Raw genomic sequence first — 15,267 nt, forward strand, 5'->3', positions numbered from 1 at the left:
GCCGCGAGTCATCAGGCGTGGCCGGTAGCCGCCTTGCCCAGGCGGGCAAGGGCTTCGGCGACCTGATGGACGACGGACTGGCCCTGGTTGCGGTGGATGGCGATGGTGAACTCCAGCGTCAGCGGCGTCTGCGCCGGGTCCACCAGCACCAGAGTGCCGGCGCGAACTTGTTCGGCCACCATCATTTCCGGCAACTGCGCGATGCCGCCGCCGGCCTCGACGACTTCGATCAGGCTGTTCAGGCGATTGCAGCTGCAGATGTTGTCCAGGTTGGCGCCCATATCGCGCAGCTCGTCCTGCGCCGGTCCGAAGAAACCCGACGGGCGCGATACGCACCACAGCGGCTCGGTTTGCAGTAGCGATTGCATGGTGCGAGGCTGGCCTTCAGCGTTGCTCAGCAGCCGGGACGAGACCATCCACGACATGCGGGTCGTACCCAGCGACTCGCAGATGAACTGGTCGTCGCGCAGATGATTGGCCATGATCGCGATGTCCAGCGCGCCGGACGTCAGGTGCTCCTGCAGCTTGACCGCGAGGTCCAGCTCGATCTCGTAGGAAACGCGCGGCAGGGCGCGGCGCAGCTCGGGCACCACGCGTGAAAACCAGGTCATGGAAATCTCGCCCATGCCGATGCGCACCGTGCCGGCAGCGTTATTGACGGCCTCCGCGTCGGTGAAGGCGTCTTCCACTGCCAGCAGCAGCGGTTCCACGCGTTCGACGAAACGGCGCGCGGGCACCGTAAGTTCCAGCCGGCGGCCGCGCTTCTCGAAGAGAGGAAAGCCCAGCGACTGCTCCAGCTCCTTCATGCGCGCCGAGACGGCGGGTTGGGAAGTGTGCAGCCGTTCGGCTGCGGCGCGGAAACTGCCCAGCTTGGCGATCTGGCACAGGGTTTCGGCGTTGGTCAGATTCGGACGGGGCATGGGCGCATGGTGTGGTTTTTGGGCGGTATGTTAAGGCCAAAGGACGCGGACGGGCTGCCCGCGCCGCGGTTTCATTCGGATTTCTGGCTCTCTTCGCGCAGTATCTGGCCCAGGCGGCGCGCGGCTGGCCCCGCCGCATCGGGATCGGGGTAGACCAGGTACAGCGCGCCCCAGCGCTGCGCGCCATCCAGCAGCGGCAGCGGCTTCAATTCGCCCGAGGCCAACTGTTCGCGGATCCAGTCCTGCGGATACCACGCGAAGCCCATGCCCATGCACGCCGCGCGTATCGACGTGCTCTTGTGGCTGACGGTGATGCGCTGCTCGGCGACGTCCCAGACGCTGGGCCGCACGCGCTGGCGGCCGCTGTCGCGGATCACCAGATGGCGATGCGCCTTGAGGTCTTCGAGCGACAGCGGACGGTTCATCTGGTGCAGGGGATGCGATGGCGCGGCCGCCGCGATCGCGCAATAGCGCAGCAGCGCGTCGCCGACATGGCCGGCCTGAATGTGGTCGGCGCAGATGGCGAGGTCGGCCTCGCCCGAGAGCAACAGTTCATCCGTGCCGCCGACCACTGATTCGTGAAGTTCGATGCGTGTCTCGGGGAACTCGCCGGCAATCCTGTCCAGGCAGCGCAACAGCAGGTCCGTCGGGAACAGGCTTTCCACGGCCAGCGTCAGCATCTGCTCCCGTCCCTTGGCCAGATTGGCCGCCGCCCGTTCCAGGCGTTGGGCCTCGCCCACCAGCGACTTGCCGCGCCGGTAGAGGATCTTGCCGTCGTCCGTGAGCAAGGCCTTGCGTCCGTCCATGGCGAACACGGCCACGCCCAGCCGCTCCTCGATCTGGCGGATCGCGTAGCTGATGGTCGACTGCGATTTGCTGAGCGCGTCGGCGGCCTGGGCATAGCCGCCCGCGTCCACCACGGCGACCAGGGCCTGCCATTGCTCCAGCGAAATCCGAGGCGGCATATATATCTACCGTTTAGATAGGTTTTAACGAAATATTGAACTATTTTATCTGATGGGTAGATGATTCAATGGCTCATCGTCATCGCGACACAAAGGGCCGACATGAACATCCTGGTTATCGCCGCCAGCGCGCCTGCTGGCTCTTACTCCGCCACGCTTGCCGAGCGCTACCTGGCCGGCGTCCAGGCTGGCGGCCGGGCCCGCGTCGTCTGGGCGGACCTGGACGCGGAGTCCTTCGACCCGCGCATGACCGCGGCCGACCTGGCCTTCTATCGCGGCAACGGCAACTTGCCCGGCGACGTGCGGCGTGAGCAATTGCGGGTGGAGGCCGCCGACCTGATCGTGCTGGCGTTCCCGGTCTACTGGTGGAGCATGCCGGCGCTGGTCAAGGGCTGGATCGATCGCGTGTTCACCAAGGGATGGGCTTTCGGCGTCGGCGACGGGCAGCCCGGCCGGCTGGCCGGAAAGCGCGTGCGCCTGATCGCGACCGGCGGCGCCGGCGCGCAAGCCTATGACGGGCGCGGCTACCGCGCCGCGATTGCCACGCAGATCGAACACGGGGTCTTCCATTACAGCGGCGTGAGCGATGTGCGCACGCACCTGTTTCTTGATGTCGAGAGCGGTGACGACGAGGCGCGCGTGCGCGGCCTGTCGGATGCGCACGCGCTCGGCTTGTCGTACGCGGCGCCTGGCTCACGAGCCGCGCGCTGACCCTTTCTCTTCCTACTCTTTTCAATGAGGTCCGTCATGTCCATCGCCACCCGGGAAATCCACTTGAAGCATCGCCCCACGGGGCTGCCCACGCCAGCCGACTTCGCGCTGGTCGAAACAACGCTGCCCGCGCCCAAGCCGGGGCAGATCCTGGTCCGCAATCTGTGGATGTCGGTAGATCCGTACATGCGCGGCCGCATGGATGAACGCAAGAGCTACATCGATCCGTTCGCGCTGGATCAGGTGATGGACGGCGCGGCGGTTGGCGTGGTCGAGCAGAGCGCCGATCCGCGCTTCGCCACAGGCGACCGCGTGGTGCATTTCGCCGGGTGGCGCGAGCACGCGCTGATCGACGCGGCGCACGCCACCCCTGTCGCCGACGACGGCATTCCCTTGCAAACCTATCTGGGCGCGCTGGGCTTTCCGGGCTTGACGGCCTACGTGGGGCTGACGCGGATCGCCAAGGCGCAAGCAGGCGAGACCATTTTCGTGTCCGCAGCCAGCGGCGCGGTCGGCAGCGTGGTGGTCCAGATGGCCAAGCAGATGGGGTTGCGCGTGGTGGCGTCCGCGGGGTCGGAGGACAAGGCGCGCTGGCTGCGCGACGTGGCCGGGGCCGACGCGGTCATCGACTACCGCAACGCGCCTGACCTGACCGCGGCGCTGGCGCAGGCCGCGCCGCAGGGCATCGACATCTACTTCGACAACGTTGGCGGCGACCACCTGGACAGCGCGCTGGCGCTGGCTCGCGATCATGCGCGTTTCGTGTTGTGCGGCATGATCTCGGGCTACAACGAGGGCAAGCCGGCCGTCGGCGTGCGCAACCTGTTTTCGGCCATTGAAAAGCGCATCAAGCTGCAGGGCCTGATCGCATCCGATCACATCGACGTACTGCCGGAATTCATCCCCCGGATGAGCGCGTGGATCAAGGCCGGACAGGTGCAGCTGCGGGAAACGGTGGTGGATGGGCTGGAGCGTGCGCCCGAGGCTTTCATCGGGTTGTTCAAGGGCGCCAACACGGGAAAGATGCTGGTCAGGCTGACCAAGTCCTGAAGATCCAGCCGGCACATGCGGGCGGATGGCTCGGTGAAATCCGCCATTTCCCGCCGCCAGGCCCGCCGATAAACTGGCCGCTCGCCATCCTAACGAGACAGCCATGAGACATCTACTTCCCGCCCTGGGCGCCGCGCTTGCCTTTACGTTCGGCGCGCAGGCATCGGCCCAGCAAGCCCAGCCCGCGGCCTCCGTGCCGCGCGATCCGTTCTTCTGGCTGGGCGAGATCAACAAGGCCACCGCCGTCATCAACACGGACGAGGGGCTGCTGGACAAGTCCATGGCGCCGCGACTGGCGGCCGGCGTGGCCAAGGTGATCAACGACGGCAACCAGCCCGGCGCCAAGCGGCCGGCCAGCGTCATTACCTTCGAGCCGCTGCTGATCAAGGCGGCGGGCGAGGACGTGACGTTGCTGCACGCGGGACGCTCCAGCCAGGACATGCACGCGACCTACCGCAGCGCCATCCTGCGCGACAAGCTGCTGGACCTGGCGGCCCAGCTGAACGCCACCTCCACCACGCTGGTGGAACTGGCCGGAAAGCATGCCGCGACCATCGTGCCGAACTACACCAACGGCGTGGCCGCGCAGCCCAACAGCTATGGGCACTATCTGCTGGGGCAGGCCGCCGGCCTGGCGCGCGACGCCCAGCGCATCCGCGAGGCCTACGTGCGCATCGACCGTTCGCCGATGGGCACGACGGTGCTCAACGGCACCAGCTGGCCGTTGGACCGCAAGCGCATGGCGCAATACCTGGGCTTTGCCGCGCTGGTGGACAACGCATATGACGCCTCGCAGATCTCGTCCATGGACCAGCCGGTGGAAGTTGCCTCCATCGTCACCAGCATCGCGTTGCGCACGGGCAATTTCGTCGAGGACGTGATGACCCAGTACGCCCAGCCGCGTCCCTGGATCCTGCTGGAAGAGGGCGGCGGCAATACCTACGTGTCCAGCGCCATGCCGCAGAAGCGTAATCCGGGCTTGCTCAACGACACCCGCAGCGATGCGTCCACCGCCGTGACGCTGGCCATGGGGCCGGTGGTGCAGACGCACAACATCACGCCCGGCATGAGCGACCCGAAGGACGTGAAGCAGAATTCCGCCATGGTGGACGCCGGCATTTCGGCGCTCAAGCGCTGGGACCGGGTGCTGAAAGCGATGGTTCTCAGCCCCGAGCGGGCGCTGGAGGAGCTGAACAGCGACTGGACCGCTTCGCAGGAACTGGCCGACGTGCTGATGCGCAAGTACAAGCTGCCGTTCCGCGACGGCCACCACTTCGCGTCCGAGGTCGTCAGCTACGCCAAGACCAACAACATCAAGCCGCTGGACTTTCCGTACGAACAGGCGCGCCGCATCTATGCGGACGCCATGAAGGACTCGAAGTACGGCAACAAACTGCCGATGAGCGAGGCGGAGTTCCGCTCGACGCTGGACCCCGTGGCCATCGTCAAGAACCGCGCCACTTCGGGCGGTCCGCAACCGGCTGAAATGGACCGCATGCTGAAGGAAGCGCGCGCGCAGCTGGCCGAGCAGGACGCCTGGATCAAGGCGCGCCGCGCCTACATCAATGATGCGCTGGCGGAGCTGGACAAGAAATTCGGCGCGCTGGTGGCCAGCGCGCCGAAGCAGTAGAACCAGCACGAAGGGCGCTTCCCGGCGTCTGCCGGGAAGTCCCGCTCAGCCGCGGGCCGGGAAGGGCGCCGCGAAGCGGCGCAGCCGCAGCGCGTTGCTCAGGACGAACACGCTGGACAGGGCCATCGCGCCCGCCGCGAACACCGGCGACAGCAGGCTGCCATTGACCGGGTACAGCAGGCCCGCCGCTACCGGGATCAGCGCCACGTTGTAGGCGAAGGCCCAGAACAGGTTCTGCTTGATGTTGCGGATGGTGGCCTTGGACAGGGCGATGGCATTGGGCACGCCGCCCAGGTCGCCCGACATCAGCACCACGTCGGCGGCTTCGATGGCGATGTCCGTGCCGGTGCCGATGGCCAGGCCCACGTCCGCTTCGGCCAGGGCCGGCGCGTCGTTGATGCCGTCGCCCACATAGGCGATGGGGCCGTACTGCTGCTTCAGGCGCTGCACCGCCGCGACCTTGCCGTCGGGCAGCACTTCGGCGACGACTTCGTCGATGCCAAGCTGGCGGGCGATGGCTTCGCCGGTGCGGCGGTTGTCGCCGGTGATCATGGCGACCTTCAGGCCCAGGTCATGCAGGGCGCGAATGGCGGCGGCCGTGGTTTCCTTGATGGGGTCGGCCACGGCGATCATGGCGGCCAGCTTGCCGTTGACGGCAGCGTACAGTGGCGTCTTGCCTTCGTCGCCCAGGCGCGCGGCGTCCGAGCCGAAGGATTCGACGCTCAGGCCCAGTTCGCGCATGAAACGGTCGGCGCCGATCTCGACCAGGTCGCCGTCGACACGGGCGCTGACGCCAAAGCCGGTGATCGATTCGAATTGCGAGATCGTGCCCAGCGCGATGTTCTCGGCGCGCGCCGCGTCCACGATGGCTTGCGCGATCGGGTGTTCGGACTTGGCTTCGACGGTGGCGACCTTGCCCAGCACGGCGGCGCGTTCGAAGCCCGGCGCGACGATCAGGTCGGTCAGCTCGGGGCGGCCCTTGGTCAGCGTGCCGGTCTTGTCCACGGCCACGACCTGGGCGTCCTTCAGCGACTGCAGCGCTTCACCCTTGCGGAACAGCACGCCCATCTGCGCGGCGCGGCCCGTGCCCACCATGATGGAGGTCGGCGTTGCCAGGCCCATGGCGCAGGGGCAGGCGATGATCAGCACGGCCACGGCATTGACCAGCGCGAAGGTCAGGGCGGGGTCGGGGCCGAACGTCAGCCAGATGATGAAGGTCAGGACGGCGGCCGCCATGACGGCAGGCACGAACCACATCGTGATGCGGTCCACCAAGGCCTGGATCGGCAGCTTGGAGCCTTGCGCCTGTTCGACCATGCGGATGATTTGCGCCAGCAGCGTGTCGCCGCCGACCTTGGTGGCGCGGAACGTCAGCGCGCCATTCTGGTTGACGGTGCCGCCGACCACTTCGGAGCCGGGCTGCTTTTCGACCGGCACGGGTTCGCCGCTGATCATGGACTCGTCGATGTAGCTGTTGCCTTCCACGACCTCTCCGTCCACCGGGATGCGCTCGCCGGGGCGGACTTCGATCAGGTCGCCCGCCACCACTTCCTCGATGGCGAGTTCCAGCGTCGTGCCGTTACGCACGACGCGCGCGGTCTTGGCTTGCAGCCCGAGCAGGCGCTTGATGGCTTCGGACGTATTGCCCTTGGCGCGCGCCTCCATGTAGCGGCCCAGCAGGATCAGCGCCACGATGACCGCGGCGGCCTCGTAATAGACGTTGACGGTGCCGGCGGGCAGCAGTCCGGCGGCGAAGGTGGCGACCACCGAATAGGCATAGGCGGCGGAGGTGCCCACCGCGACCAGCGAGTTCATGTCGGGCGCGCCGCGCAGCAGCGCGGGGATGCCCTTCTTGAAGAAGCGCAGGCCGGGGCCGAACAGCACGATGCTGGCCAGCACGAATTGCAGGTACCAGCTGTTCTGCGTGCCGATGGTTTCGGCGATGACGTGGTGGAACGCCGGCACGATGTGCGCGCCCATTTCCAGGATGAACACGGGCAGCGCGAAGATCGTGGCCACGGTCAGGGCGCGCTTGAGCGACTTCAGTTCCGCGGCCTGGCGTTCGGCCACGGCGTCGGTGTCGCTGGCTTCGGCGGCCAGCGGCTTCGCTTCGTAGCCGGCCTTGGCCACGGCCTGGATCAGGGCGCTGGCGGGCACGCCGCCGGCTGCGGTGATGCTGGCGCGCTCGGTGGCGAGGTTGACGCTGGCGCTGCTGACGCCGGGCACCGCCTTCAGGGCTTTTTCGACGCGGCCCACGCACGAGGCGCAGGTCATGCCGGTGACGGACAGTTCGATCGTGGTTTCGGCGACGGCATAACCCGCCTTCTGCACCGCCTGCACGGCGGCGGCAACGTCCGGCGTGCCTGCAAACGTGATGTCGGCGCGTTCGGTCGCCAGGTTGACGCTGGCCTGGTTGACGCCCGGCACGGCCTTCAAGGCCTTTTCGACCCGGCCCACGCACGAGGCGCAGGTCATGCCTTCGATAGGCAGGCTGACCGCGACGCTGTCTGCTGGGATGGCACTCATATCCGCTCCTTGAAAACTTGGAATTTCCTGCTGATGGGTGTCACTATAAAGATTCCAATGATGTCAAGGTCAAGCGTTTGATCGGACGGGTTTTGACCTGGCTCAGCCCAGCCTGCCCAAGGCGGGGAAGGTCAGCAGCATCCAGATGGCGAAACGGGCCAATTGGCCGGTGGCGATGGCCCAGCCCATCACGATCAGGATCAGCCCGGTCAGGATCCGCAGGATCCGGCCGGCGCGCTTCAAACCCTGCATGCGGCGCAGGAACGGACTCATGAACCAGGCTGCGGCTAAAAAGGGGACGCCTAACCCCAGCGCATAGACGCCCAGCAGGGCCACGCCCTGGCCCACGCTGGCTGACGCCGCGCCCAGCGCCAGGATGCCGGCCAGGATCGGGCCGATGCAAGGGGTCCAGCCGAAGCCGAACGCCAGGCCCAGAACGGCGGCGCTGCCGGGGCTGCCCTTGCCCGCCGGATCGAACCGGTAGTAGCGTTGGGCCCAGGCGGGCAGGCGCAGCACGCCCAGCAGCATCAGGCCCGCCAGCGCAATGATGGCGCCTGCGGCCAGGTTCAGTTCGTAGCGGTAGGACAGCAGCAGGCGGCTCAGCGCCGTGACGCTGGCGCCGAAGATGACGAAGACGGCAGAGAAGCCGGCCACGAAGCAGGCCGCCAGCCCCAGCATGCGCCAGCGCAGCGTGCGGCCATCGTCCGCGGACGCGCCGGATCCGCCCGCGATGTAGGACAGGTAGCCTGGCACCAGCGGCAGCACGCAAGGCGACAGGAACGACGCGGTCCCTGCGATGAAGGCAGTGGCGAAACCGATGAGGGACAGGTCAAGCATGACGCGCCGCCGCGGTCATGGCGCCGCGCCTTCGCGCTGGCGCTCGCGGGCCAGCGCGATGCCCTCGTTGACCGTGCGCGCCATGTCGCTGCCGGCAGGCAGCCTGGCCAGCAGGCGCTGCCAGAAATCGATGGCTGCCGGGAAGTCGCGCTGGTCGAAGCGGCTTGCGCCCGCCAGCATCAGGGCCAACGGCTCCTCGGGATTGAGGTCCAGCGCGCGCCGCAACAGCTGGTCAGGCTGCCCGCCGAAGCCCCGATTGGCGCTGAGCACCAGGGATTCGGCGTATTCGGCCAGCGCTGCCGGGTTGCTGTCCACCACCGGCGCGGCCCGGGCAAAGGACTGGACCGCGTCGGCGTGCCTGCCGAAGTAGCGGTGGGACCGGGCCAGCATCAGCCATCCCTGATAGTCGTCGGGATTGGCGGCCAGCCGGGCCTCCAGTTTTGCCACCATGGCCTGGATGTCGGCGGCGGTGACTTGGGGCTGGGCGGCAGGCGCCGGGGGCGGCGCGATGGCGCCAGGATTGCCCAGGGCGACATAGACCAGTATGGCTGCCAGCGGCAGCGCGATGGCCAGGCTGGCGGGCAGCAGACGGCCGCGGCCGGGCGCGGGTGCATGCCCTTGCGCCTGGCTGGCTTCTTCCAGCGCCAGGCGCTGCAGTTCGGTGCGCGCTTCCACGAAGGCGTCTTGCGACAGGATGCCGTTTGCGCGGTCCCGTTCAAGTTCGTGCAGCTGGTCGCGCAGCACCGCCACGTTCGCCGCCCGGCGCTTGTCCGCGGCGCTGGCGGCGGGCGTGCGCCGCAACGCGGCGATCAACCATAGGGTCACGACGGCGGCCATCAAGGCGGCCGACAGATAGAAAAACTGCATCATGTTCCAGGTCCTTTTTCAGCGTCGATGCCGAGCAGGGCGTCGGCGGCTCGGCGCTCCGCAGGCGTCAAAGCGGGGCAGTGCTGGCGCAGCCTGCGCCGGCGCAAGGTCAGGGCCAGCGCGGCCAGCCCGGCGGCCAGCAGCGCGGCGGGGCCGAACCAGAGCAGCAGCGTGGAGGCTTTCAGGCGCGGCCGGTAGAGGATGAAGTCGCCGTACCTGGCCTCCATATAGGCCAGGATGTCGGCCTCGGACTTGCCGGCGTCCAGTTGCTGGCGGATCTGACGCCGCAGATCGACGGCGAGGTCGGCGCGCGAGGCGGCGATGGATTCGTTCTGGCAGACCAGGCAGCGCAGTTCCGAGGCGATCTCGTTGACGCGGCGGTCCTCGGGCGAGCCATGGGCGGCCGCGCCGTGGCCCAGCGCCAGCGAGAGCGCGAATACGCGCAGGAGTATCTTCATTGCAGCCCCCGGATCAGCGGAAGCAGGGTGTCGCGCAGGGATTCGCGCGTCACCGGGCCGATGTGCTTGTAGCGGATGGTCCCGGCCTGGTCGATGACGAAGGTCTCCGGCACACCGTAGACGCCATAGTCGATGCCGACCTTGCCGTCGGTGTCGGACACGGAGGCCTCGTAGGAATCGCCGTTGCGCGCCAGCCAGGCGATGGCTTCGTCCCGTATGTCCTTGTAGTTCAAGCCTATGACAGGCACGCCGTGCTGCGATGACAACTCCTGGATATAGGGGTGTTCCGTCAGGCAGGCATAGCACCACGATGCCCAGACGTTCAACACCCAGACCCGGCCTTTCATGCTCTCAGGCGTGAAGGTCTTGCGGGGTTCATGCAGTTCGGGCAGGGCGAAAGCGGGCGCGGGCTTGTCGATAAGTGGAGACGGCACTTCGGACGGGTTGAGGGTCAGGCCTATTCCCAGAAAGAACACCAGCACCACGAAGCCCGCCAGGGGCCAGATGTAGCGGCTCATGGCCGGGCCTCCGCCGGCGCCTGCGGTGCTGTGCGTTGCGGTTGCTTTTTTTCGCGGCGTTTCAGGCGGTAGCGCGGATCGCTGATCGCCAGCAGGCCGCCCAGGGCCATGAGGATGCAGCCGCCCCAGATCCAGTCCACGAAGGGCTTGTAGTACAGGCGCACGCTCCAGGCGCCTTGCTCCATGGGTTCGCCCAGGGCGACGTAGACGTGGCGCAGGCCGTTGGCGGCGATGGCCGCCTCCGTCATCGGCAGCGCCGAGGACGCATAGGTGCGTTTTTCGGGATGCAGGTCGCGCAGGCGCTTTTCACCGCGGTAGAGCGCGAAGGTACCCATATCGGATTCGTAGTTCGGGCCGCGCACGCGTGCCACGCCCATGAACTCGACGCGGTAGGAGGCCACCGGCGCGCTTTGCCCGGGTTGCAGCAGCAGATCCTGTTCGGTCTCGTAGCTGCCCACCAGCGCAACCCCGGCGACGAATACCGCCACGCCCAGATGAGCCAGATGCATGCCCAGCCAGCTGCGAGGCTGGCGCCACCAGCGGTCGCGGGTCGCGCGGATGCGCTTGGCCACGTCTGCGGCGATGGCGGCCGCCAACCACACGGCCAGTCCCAGCCCCAAGGCCGCGCCCGCGGACCAGCGGCCGAAGAGCAGGGGGGCGCCCGCGGCCGCCAGCACGGCCAGCAATGCGGGAATCGCAAGGCGCTTGAGCAGGCTGGCGGCATCGGCCGATTTCCAGTTGGCGATAGGCCCCACCGCCATGAGCAGCAGCGCGGGCACCATCAGCGGCACGAAGACCGCGTTGAAGTAGGGCGGTCCGACCGACAGCTTGCCCAGGCCCAGCGCGTCGATGATCAGCGGATACAGCGTACCCAGCAGCACGCTCGCGGCGGCAACCGCGAGCAGCACGTTGTTGACCAGCAAGAGCGACTCGCGCGATACGAACGCGAACTGGCCGCCGTGACCTATCCGGGGCGCGCACAAGGCATACAGGAACAGGGAGCTGCCGACCGTGACCGTGAACAGCGCCAGGATGAACACGCCGCGCGCCGGATCCGTGGCGAACGCGTGCACCGAGGTCAGCACGCCCGAGCGCACCAGGAACGCGCCCAGTAGCGCCAGCGAGAACGTGCCGATCGCCAGCAACACGGTCCAACTCTTGAAGCTGCCGCGCTTCTCGGTCACGGCCAGCGAGTGGATCAGCGCCGTGCCGGCCAGCCAGGGGATGAAGGAGGCGTTTTCCACCGGGTCCCAGAACCACCAGCCGCCCCAGCCCAGCTCGTAGTAGGCCCACCAGCTGCCGACCGCGATGCCCAGGGTCAGGAACAGCCAGGCCGCCGTGGTCCAAGGCCGCGACCAGCGGGCCCAGACCGCGTCCAGATTGCCCGACAGTAGCGCGGCGATGGCGAACGCAAACGCCACCGAGAAGCCCACATAGCCCATGTATAGCAGCGGCGGGTGGAAGATCAGGCCGATGTCCTGCAGCAGCGTGTTCAGGTCCAGCCCGTCGGCCGGGGCCGGGACCAGGCGCTCGAACGGATTCGACGTCAGCAACACGAACAGCAGGAAACCCGCGCTGATCAAGCCCAGCACGCCCAGCACGCGCGCGACCATGGCGTCCGGCAATTGCCGCGACAGCAGGCTGACCGCGCAGGCCCAGCCGGTCTGCATGAACAGCCACAGCAGCAGCGAGCCTTCATGCCCGCCCCAGGTCGCCGCGATGCGGTAGAACAAGGGCAATTGGGAATTCGAGTTGTACGCCACATAGGCCACCGAATAGTCCTTGGCCGCGAACGACCAGACCAGCGCCGCAAGGCTGAAGGACACCAGCAGGAATTGGATCCGTGCGGCGGGCCGGGCAATGGCGATCCAGTCCGCACGGTCCAGGGCCGCGCCCCGCAGCGCGAGCGCGCCTTGCGCCAGTGCCACGAACAGCGTCAGGATCAGGGCGAAATGAGCGAGTTCCGGAATCATCGGGAGCGGGCCTCCTGGGGGGCGGTCTTCGGTGCGGCCTGCGATACGGCCTGATCGATCGCGTGCTGCGCCTCGGGCGGCATGTAGTTCTCGTCATGCTTGGCCAGCACTTCGTCGGCGCGGAACAGGCCATCGCCGTCCAGCCGGCCCTGCGCCACGACGCCCTTTCCTTCGCTGAACAGGTCCGGCAGGATGCCTTCATAGGCCACGGGGACGGTGTGGGCCGTGTCGGTCACGACGAAACGGACGGTCAGCGCGCCCGGCGTGCGCTGCACGCTGCCGGCTTCGACCATGCCGCCCACGCGGAAGGCGCGTCCTGCCGGCGCTTCGTTGTTGCTGACCTGGGTGGGCGTGTAGAAGAACACCAGATTGCTCTGGAAGGCGTTGAGCACCAGGGCGCTGGCTACGCCCACCGAAGCCAGGCCACCCAGGGCCAGCCACAAGCGCCGCGTCCGCTTATTCATCGTTGTCCTCCCGCCGTTCAGCGGGGTGTGGCCCCGCCAGGATCGCGCGGCGGCGGCGCGCCAGCAGCAGCTGCTCGCTGCCCAGCAGGAACGCCGTCATCAACAGCGATCCCCACACGTAAACCGCGTAACCGCCCATGGCGAGGAACTCGCCCAGACTGGACCAGTGCATCATTCGCTACTCCATTGTTCGCGGATCCAGGCCGCGTGCCGCTCGCGTTCGTGCACGATGCAGCGCAGGCGCGCCAGCGCCGTTGCGATGCTGTACATCCACGCGGCCAGGGACATCAGCAGCATGCCGGCGAGCATGATGCCGGCCATGCTGGGCGCTGCGGTCAGCGAGACCGAAGCGCCCTGGTGCAGGGTGCTCCACCATTGCACCGAGAAATAGATGATGGGAATGTTGACCACGCCGGCCAGCACCAGCACCGATCCGGCGCGGTCGGCACGCTGCGGATCGTCGATGGCGGCCTTCAACGCGATGTAGCCCGCGTACAGGAACAGCAGGATCAATTCCGAGGTCAGACGCGCGTCCCAGACCCACCAGGCGCCCCACATGGGCTTGCCCCACAGTGCGCCGGTCCACAGCGAAAGAAACGTGAACAGCGCGCCGGTGGGCGCCAGCGCGGCGATCATCATGGCCGATAGTCTGCTGTTGAAAACCAGGTGGATCAGCGCCCAGAACGCCATCACCAGATAAACGAACATCGACATCCAGGAGACCGGGACGTGGACGAAGATGATGCGGTAGCCCTGGCCCTGCTGAAAATCGGCAGGCGCGGCGATAAAGCCGATATAGAGGCCGGCCGCGGCCAGCAGGACCGCGGCCGTGGCGAACCAGGGGATCGCTTTTCCGGCCAGGGGATAGAAGGCCTTGGGCGAGGCATAGTGAAACCAGCGGATCATGGGCTCCTCATTCAAGCGAGATGCGTATGGCGGCCGCCGCGCCCAGCGGCGCGAGGAACAGGGACAAGGCCAGCACGGCGCCCAGCAGCGACAGGTGCGCATTCGCGCCCAGGCCGCTTTGGGCCGCCTGTACCGCGCCCGCGCCGAATACCAGAATGGGAATGAAGAGGGGCAGCACCAGCAGGGCCAGCAGCGCGCCGCCGCCGCGCGCGGTCAGGGTGAGCGCCGCGCCTATGGCGCCGATCAGGCCAAGCGCGGGCGTGCCGATGGCCAGGCCCAGCGTCAGGATCAGAAGGGCGGCGGCATCCAGGCCGAATTGCAGGCCCAGCACGGGCGCAAGCAGGGTCAGCGGCAAACCGGACAGCAGCCAGTGGGCCGCGACCTTGCCCAGCACGATCACCGGCAAGGGCGCGGCGGACAGGATCAACTGCTCCAGCGAACCGTCGCGATGGTCTGCCTCGAACAGGCGGCCCAGCGACATCAGGCAGGACAGCAAGGCCATCACCCAGAGCACGCCCGGCGCAATGGCGCGCAGCATTTCCCGTTCGGGGCCGACAGCCAGGGGGAACAGGCTGGCGGCCACCAGGAAGAAGGCCAGCGGTGTCAGCGTGTCGCTGGCGCGCCGTTGGGCGATGCGCAGGTCGCGCAGCGCAATGGCTGCGAACGATTTCGTCATGGAACTCATGCGCTAGGGGCCAAGCCGGATCTGCTGGTGCGGATGGTCCAGCGCGATCTCCTGATGACTCGTCGCCACGATCGCGCCGCCATCGCGCAGATGGCGATCCATGGCGCGTGCCAGCCATGAGTGGGCGGCGGCGTCCAGGGCGGTCACGGGTTCGTCGAGAATCCAGAGGGGGCGGAAATCGGCAAGCAAGCGAGCGAGGGCTGCCCGCCGCCTCTGGCCAGCCGACAGGGCACGGATCGGAAGATGCTGCCTGCTTTCGAGGCCTGCGTCGCGCAGCGCGGACGCAATCGCCGCGGGACGGTCCGCGTCTCCGCTTGCGGCCTGCAGCGCCCGCAGATTCTGGATGGCGCTGAGTTCGCCACTGAGGCCGTCGGCATGGCCCAGATAGAAGAACTGGCTGCGATACCTGCTGCCGGATTGCGAGATGCCGAGTCCCTGCCACAGCACCTTGCCGCGGGCGGGCCGCGCCAAACCCGCCAGAATGCGCAGCAGGCTGGTCTTGCCGCTGCCGTTGCGTCCGTGGACGAACAGGCATTCGCCGGGCGCCACGCGCAGGGTCAGCTGCTTGAACAGCGGGCGCTCAGCGCGCATGCAACCCAGATCCATCGCTTCAAGCATTGCCGCCCCGCCGCTGTGTGGACAAAGGGGAAACTATAGGGAGGCGCGTCTGACCGCCAGATTGCTGGCGGTTTACATTCCTGTAATGTTCGAGCAGAAATGGCCGTGTTTCAGCACAGCTTGCGCGGATGCGGGCGTA

The 15,267-nt window shown here is 67.5% G+C and carries 16 protein-coding genes; 3 read left to right on the forward strand and 13 right to left on the reverse strand.

The genetic code is table 11. The annotated features are described in order from the left end of the window. Positions 1-11 precede the first annotated feature (11 nt). Positions 12-920 (reverse strand): LysR family transcriptional regulator, encoded by a 909-nt coding sequence (locus NGK62_RS15340; protein ID WP_059371207.1) that lies wholly within the window; start codon positions 918-920, stop codon positions 12-14. Between the two features lie 71 nt (positions 921-991). Continuing rightward, on the reverse strand, positions 992-1,885 hold the full coding sequence (locus tag NGK62_RS15345) for a LysR family transcriptional regulator (protein WP_251879003.1): 894 nt from the start codon (positions 1,883-1,885) through the stop codon (positions 992-994). A gap of 102 nt (positions 1,886-1,987) precedes the next feature. Between NGK62_RS15345 and NGK62_RS15350 the strand changes: the two genes are divergently transcribed. The 3 genes from NGK62_RS15350 to NGK62_RS15360 all read left to right on the forward strand — a co-directional run bounded on the left by NGK62_RS15350 (position 1,988) and on the right by NGK62_RS15360 (position 5,276). Then, on the forward strand, positions 1,988-2,596 hold the full coding sequence (locus tag NGK62_RS15350; RefSeq protein ID WP_251879006.1) for an NAD(P)H-dependent oxidoreductase: 609 nt from the start codon (positions 1,988-1,990) through the stop codon (positions 2,594-2,596). Between the two features lie 36 nt (positions 2,597-2,632). Beyond that, positions 2,633-3,646: an NADP-dependent oxidoreductase gene (locus tag NGK62_RS15355; RefSeq protein ID WP_251879008.1), complete on the forward strand. Its 1,014-nt coding sequence runs from the start codon at positions 2,633-2,635 to the stop codon at positions 3,644-3,646. A 103-nt stretch (positions 3,647-3,749) separates the two neighbouring features. Next, the gene (locus NGK62_RS15360) at positions 3,750-5,276 is read left to right on the forward strand and encodes an argininosuccinate lyase (RefSeq protein ID WP_251879010.1); all 1,527 of its coding nucleotides are present in this window, start codon (positions 3,750-3,752) and stop codon (positions 5,274-5,276) included. A gap of 45 nt (positions 5,277-5,321) precedes the next feature. Here NGK62_RS15360 and NGK62_RS15365 read toward each other — a convergent pair whose 3' ends face one another. The 11 genes from NGK62_RS15365 to ccmA all read right to left on the reverse strand — a co-directional run bounded on the left by NGK62_RS15365 (position 5,322) and on the right by ccmA (position 15,128). Beyond that, the gene (locus tag NGK62_RS15365) at positions 5,322-7,802 is read right to left on the reverse strand and encodes a heavy metal translocating P-type ATPase (RefSeq protein ID WP_251879013.1); all 2,481 of its coding nucleotides are present in this window, start codon (positions 7,800-7,802) and stop codon (positions 5,322-5,324) included. A gap of 102 nt (positions 7,803-7,904) precedes the next feature. After that, complete coding sequence (locus NGK62_RS15370) at positions 7,905-8,639, reverse strand: cytochrome c biogenesis CcdA family protein (RefSeq protein ID WP_251879015.1); 735 nt, start codon at positions 8,637-8,639, stop codon at positions 7,905-7,907. Positions 8,640-8,654: 15 nt separating this feature from the next. After that, positions 8,655-9,509, reverse strand: a complete 855-nt coding sequence (ccmI, locus tag NGK62_RS15375) for a c-type cytochrome biogenesis protein CcmI (RefSeq protein ID WP_251879017.1) — start codon at positions 9,507-9,509, stop codon at positions 8,655-8,657. Beyond that, positions 9,506-9,964 carry a cytochrome c-type biogenesis protein gene (locus NGK62_RS15380; protein ID WP_251879019.1) on the reverse strand — a complete coding sequence of 153 codons (459 nt, stop codon included), beginning with the start codon at positions 9,962-9,964 and terminating at the stop codon, positions 9,506-9,508. Before NGK62_RS15380 ends, ccmI begins: the two co-directional genes overlap by 4 nt. Beyond that, positions 9,961-10,482: a DsbE family thiol:disulfide interchange protein gene (locus tag NGK62_RS15385; protein ID WP_251879021.1), complete on the reverse strand. Its 522-nt coding sequence runs from the start codon at positions 10,480-10,482 to the stop codon at positions 9,961-9,963. Before NGK62_RS15385 ends, NGK62_RS15380 begins: the two co-directional genes overlap by 4 nt. Then, positions 10,479-12,455 carry a heme lyase CcmF/NrfE family subunit gene (locus tag NGK62_RS15390; RefSeq protein ID WP_251879023.1) on the reverse strand — a complete coding sequence of 659 codons (1,977 nt, stop codon included), beginning with the start codon at positions 12,453-12,455 and terminating at the stop codon, positions 10,479-10,481. The genes NGK62_RS15385 and NGK62_RS15390 overlap by 4 nt, the downstream gene beginning before the upstream one ends. Beyond that, positions 12,452-12,919, reverse strand: a complete 468-nt coding sequence (ccmE, locus tag NGK62_RS15395; RefSeq protein WP_251879025.1) for a cytochrome c maturation protein CcmE — start codon at positions 12,917-12,919, stop codon at positions 12,452-12,454. Before ccmE ends, NGK62_RS15390 begins: the two co-directional genes overlap by 4 nt. After that, on the reverse strand, positions 12,912-13,094 hold the full coding sequence (gene ccmD / locus NGK62_RS15400) for a heme exporter protein CcmD (RefSeq protein WP_316253428.1): 183 nt from the start codon (positions 13,092-13,094) through the stop codon (positions 12,912-12,914). Before ccmD ends, ccmE begins: the two co-directional genes overlap by 8 nt. Further along, on the reverse strand, positions 13,091-13,825 hold the full coding sequence (gene ccmC / locus NGK62_RS15405; RefSeq protein WP_251879027.1) for a heme ABC transporter permease CcmC: 735 nt from the start codon (positions 13,823-13,825) through the stop codon (positions 13,091-13,093). The genes ccmD and ccmC overlap by 4 nt, the downstream gene beginning before the upstream one ends. A gap of 7 nt (positions 13,826-13,832) precedes the next feature. Then, positions 13,833-14,501, reverse strand: a complete 669-nt coding sequence (ccmB, locus tag NGK62_RS15410; protein WP_251879029.1) for a heme exporter protein CcmB — start codon at positions 14,499-14,501, stop codon at positions 13,833-13,835. A gap of 12 nt (positions 14,502-14,513) precedes the next feature. Then, on the reverse strand, positions 14,514-15,128 hold the full coding sequence (ccmA, locus tag NGK62_RS15415; protein ID WP_118931564.1) for a cytochrome c biogenesis heme-transporting ATPase CcmA: 615 nt from the start codon (positions 15,126-15,128) through the stop codon (positions 14,514-14,516). Positions 15,129-15,267 lie beyond the last annotated feature (139 nt).

The sequence above is a fragment of the Achromobacter sp. Marseille-Q4954 genome, from assembly GCF_943737025.1.
In the GTDB taxonomy this organism is placed as follows: domain Bacteria; phylum Pseudomonadota; class Gammaproteobacteria; order Burkholderiales; family Burkholderiaceae_B; genus Achromobacter; species Achromobacter bronchisepticus_A.

Excerpts from the sequence above, each read along its gene's own strand:
- NGK62_RS15340 (WP_059371207.1), bottom strand. The coding sequence starts at position 920 with ATGCCCCGTCCGAATCTGACCAACGCCGAAACCCTGTGCCAGATCGCC.
- NGK62_RS15345 (WP_251879003.1), bottom strand. The coding sequence starts at position 1,885 with ATGCCGCCTCGGATTTCGCTGGAGCAATGGCAGGCCCTGGTCGCCGTG.
- NGK62_RS15350 (WP_251879006.1), top strand. The coding sequence starts at position 1,988 with ATGAACATCCTGGTTATCGCCGCCAGCGCGCCTGCTGGCTCTTACTCC.
- NGK62_RS15355 (WP_251879008.1), top strand. The coding sequence starts at position 2,633 with ATGTCCATCGCCACCCGGGAAATCCACTTGAAGCATCGCCCCACGGGG.
- NGK62_RS15360 (WP_251879010.1), top strand. The coding sequence starts at position 3,750 with ATGAGACATCTACTTCCCGCCCTGGGCGCCGCGCTTGCCTTTACGTTC.
- NGK62_RS15365 (WP_251879013.1), bottom strand. The coding sequence starts at position 7,802 with ATGAGTGCCATCCCAGCAGACAGCGTCGCGGTCAGCCTGCCTATCGAA.
- NGK62_RS15370 (WP_251879015.1), bottom strand. The coding sequence starts at position 8,639 with ATGCTTGACCTGTCCCTCATCGGTTTCGCCACTGCCTTCATCGCAGGG.
- ccmI (WP_251879017.1), bottom strand. The coding sequence starts at position 9,509 with ATGATGCAGTTTTTCTATCTGTCGGCCGCCTTGATGGCCGCCGTCGTG.
- NGK62_RS15380 (WP_251879019.1), bottom strand. The coding sequence starts at position 9,964 with ATGAAGATACTCCTGCGCGTATTCGCGCTCTCGCTGGCGCTGGGCCAC.
- NGK62_RS15385 (WP_251879021.1), bottom strand. The coding sequence starts at position 10,482 with ATGAGCCGCTACATCTGGCCCCTGGCGGGCTTCGTGGTGCTGGTGTTC.
- NGK62_RS15390 (WP_251879023.1), bottom strand. The coding sequence starts at position 12,455 with ATGATTCCGGAACTCGCTCATTTCGCCCTGATCCTGACGCTGTTCGTG.
- ccmE (WP_251879025.1), bottom strand. The coding sequence starts at position 12,919 with ATGAATAAGCGGACGCGGCGCTTGTGGCTGGCCCTGGGTGGCCTGGCT.
- ccmD (WP_316253428.1), bottom strand. The coding sequence starts at position 13,094 with ATGATGCACTGGTCCAGTCTGGGCGAGTTCCTCGCCATGGGCGGTTAC.
- ccmC (WP_251879027.1), bottom strand. The coding sequence starts at position 13,825 with ATGATCCGCTGGTTTCACTATGCCTCGCCCAAGGCCTTCTATCCCCTG.
- ccmB (WP_251879029.1), bottom strand. The coding sequence starts at position 14,501 with ATGACGAAATCGTTCGCAGCCATTGCGCTGCGCGACCTGCGCATCGCC.
- ccmA (WP_118931564.1), bottom strand. The coding sequence starts at position 15,128 with ATGCTTGAAGCGATGGATCTGGGTTGCATGCGCGCTGAGCGCCCGCTG.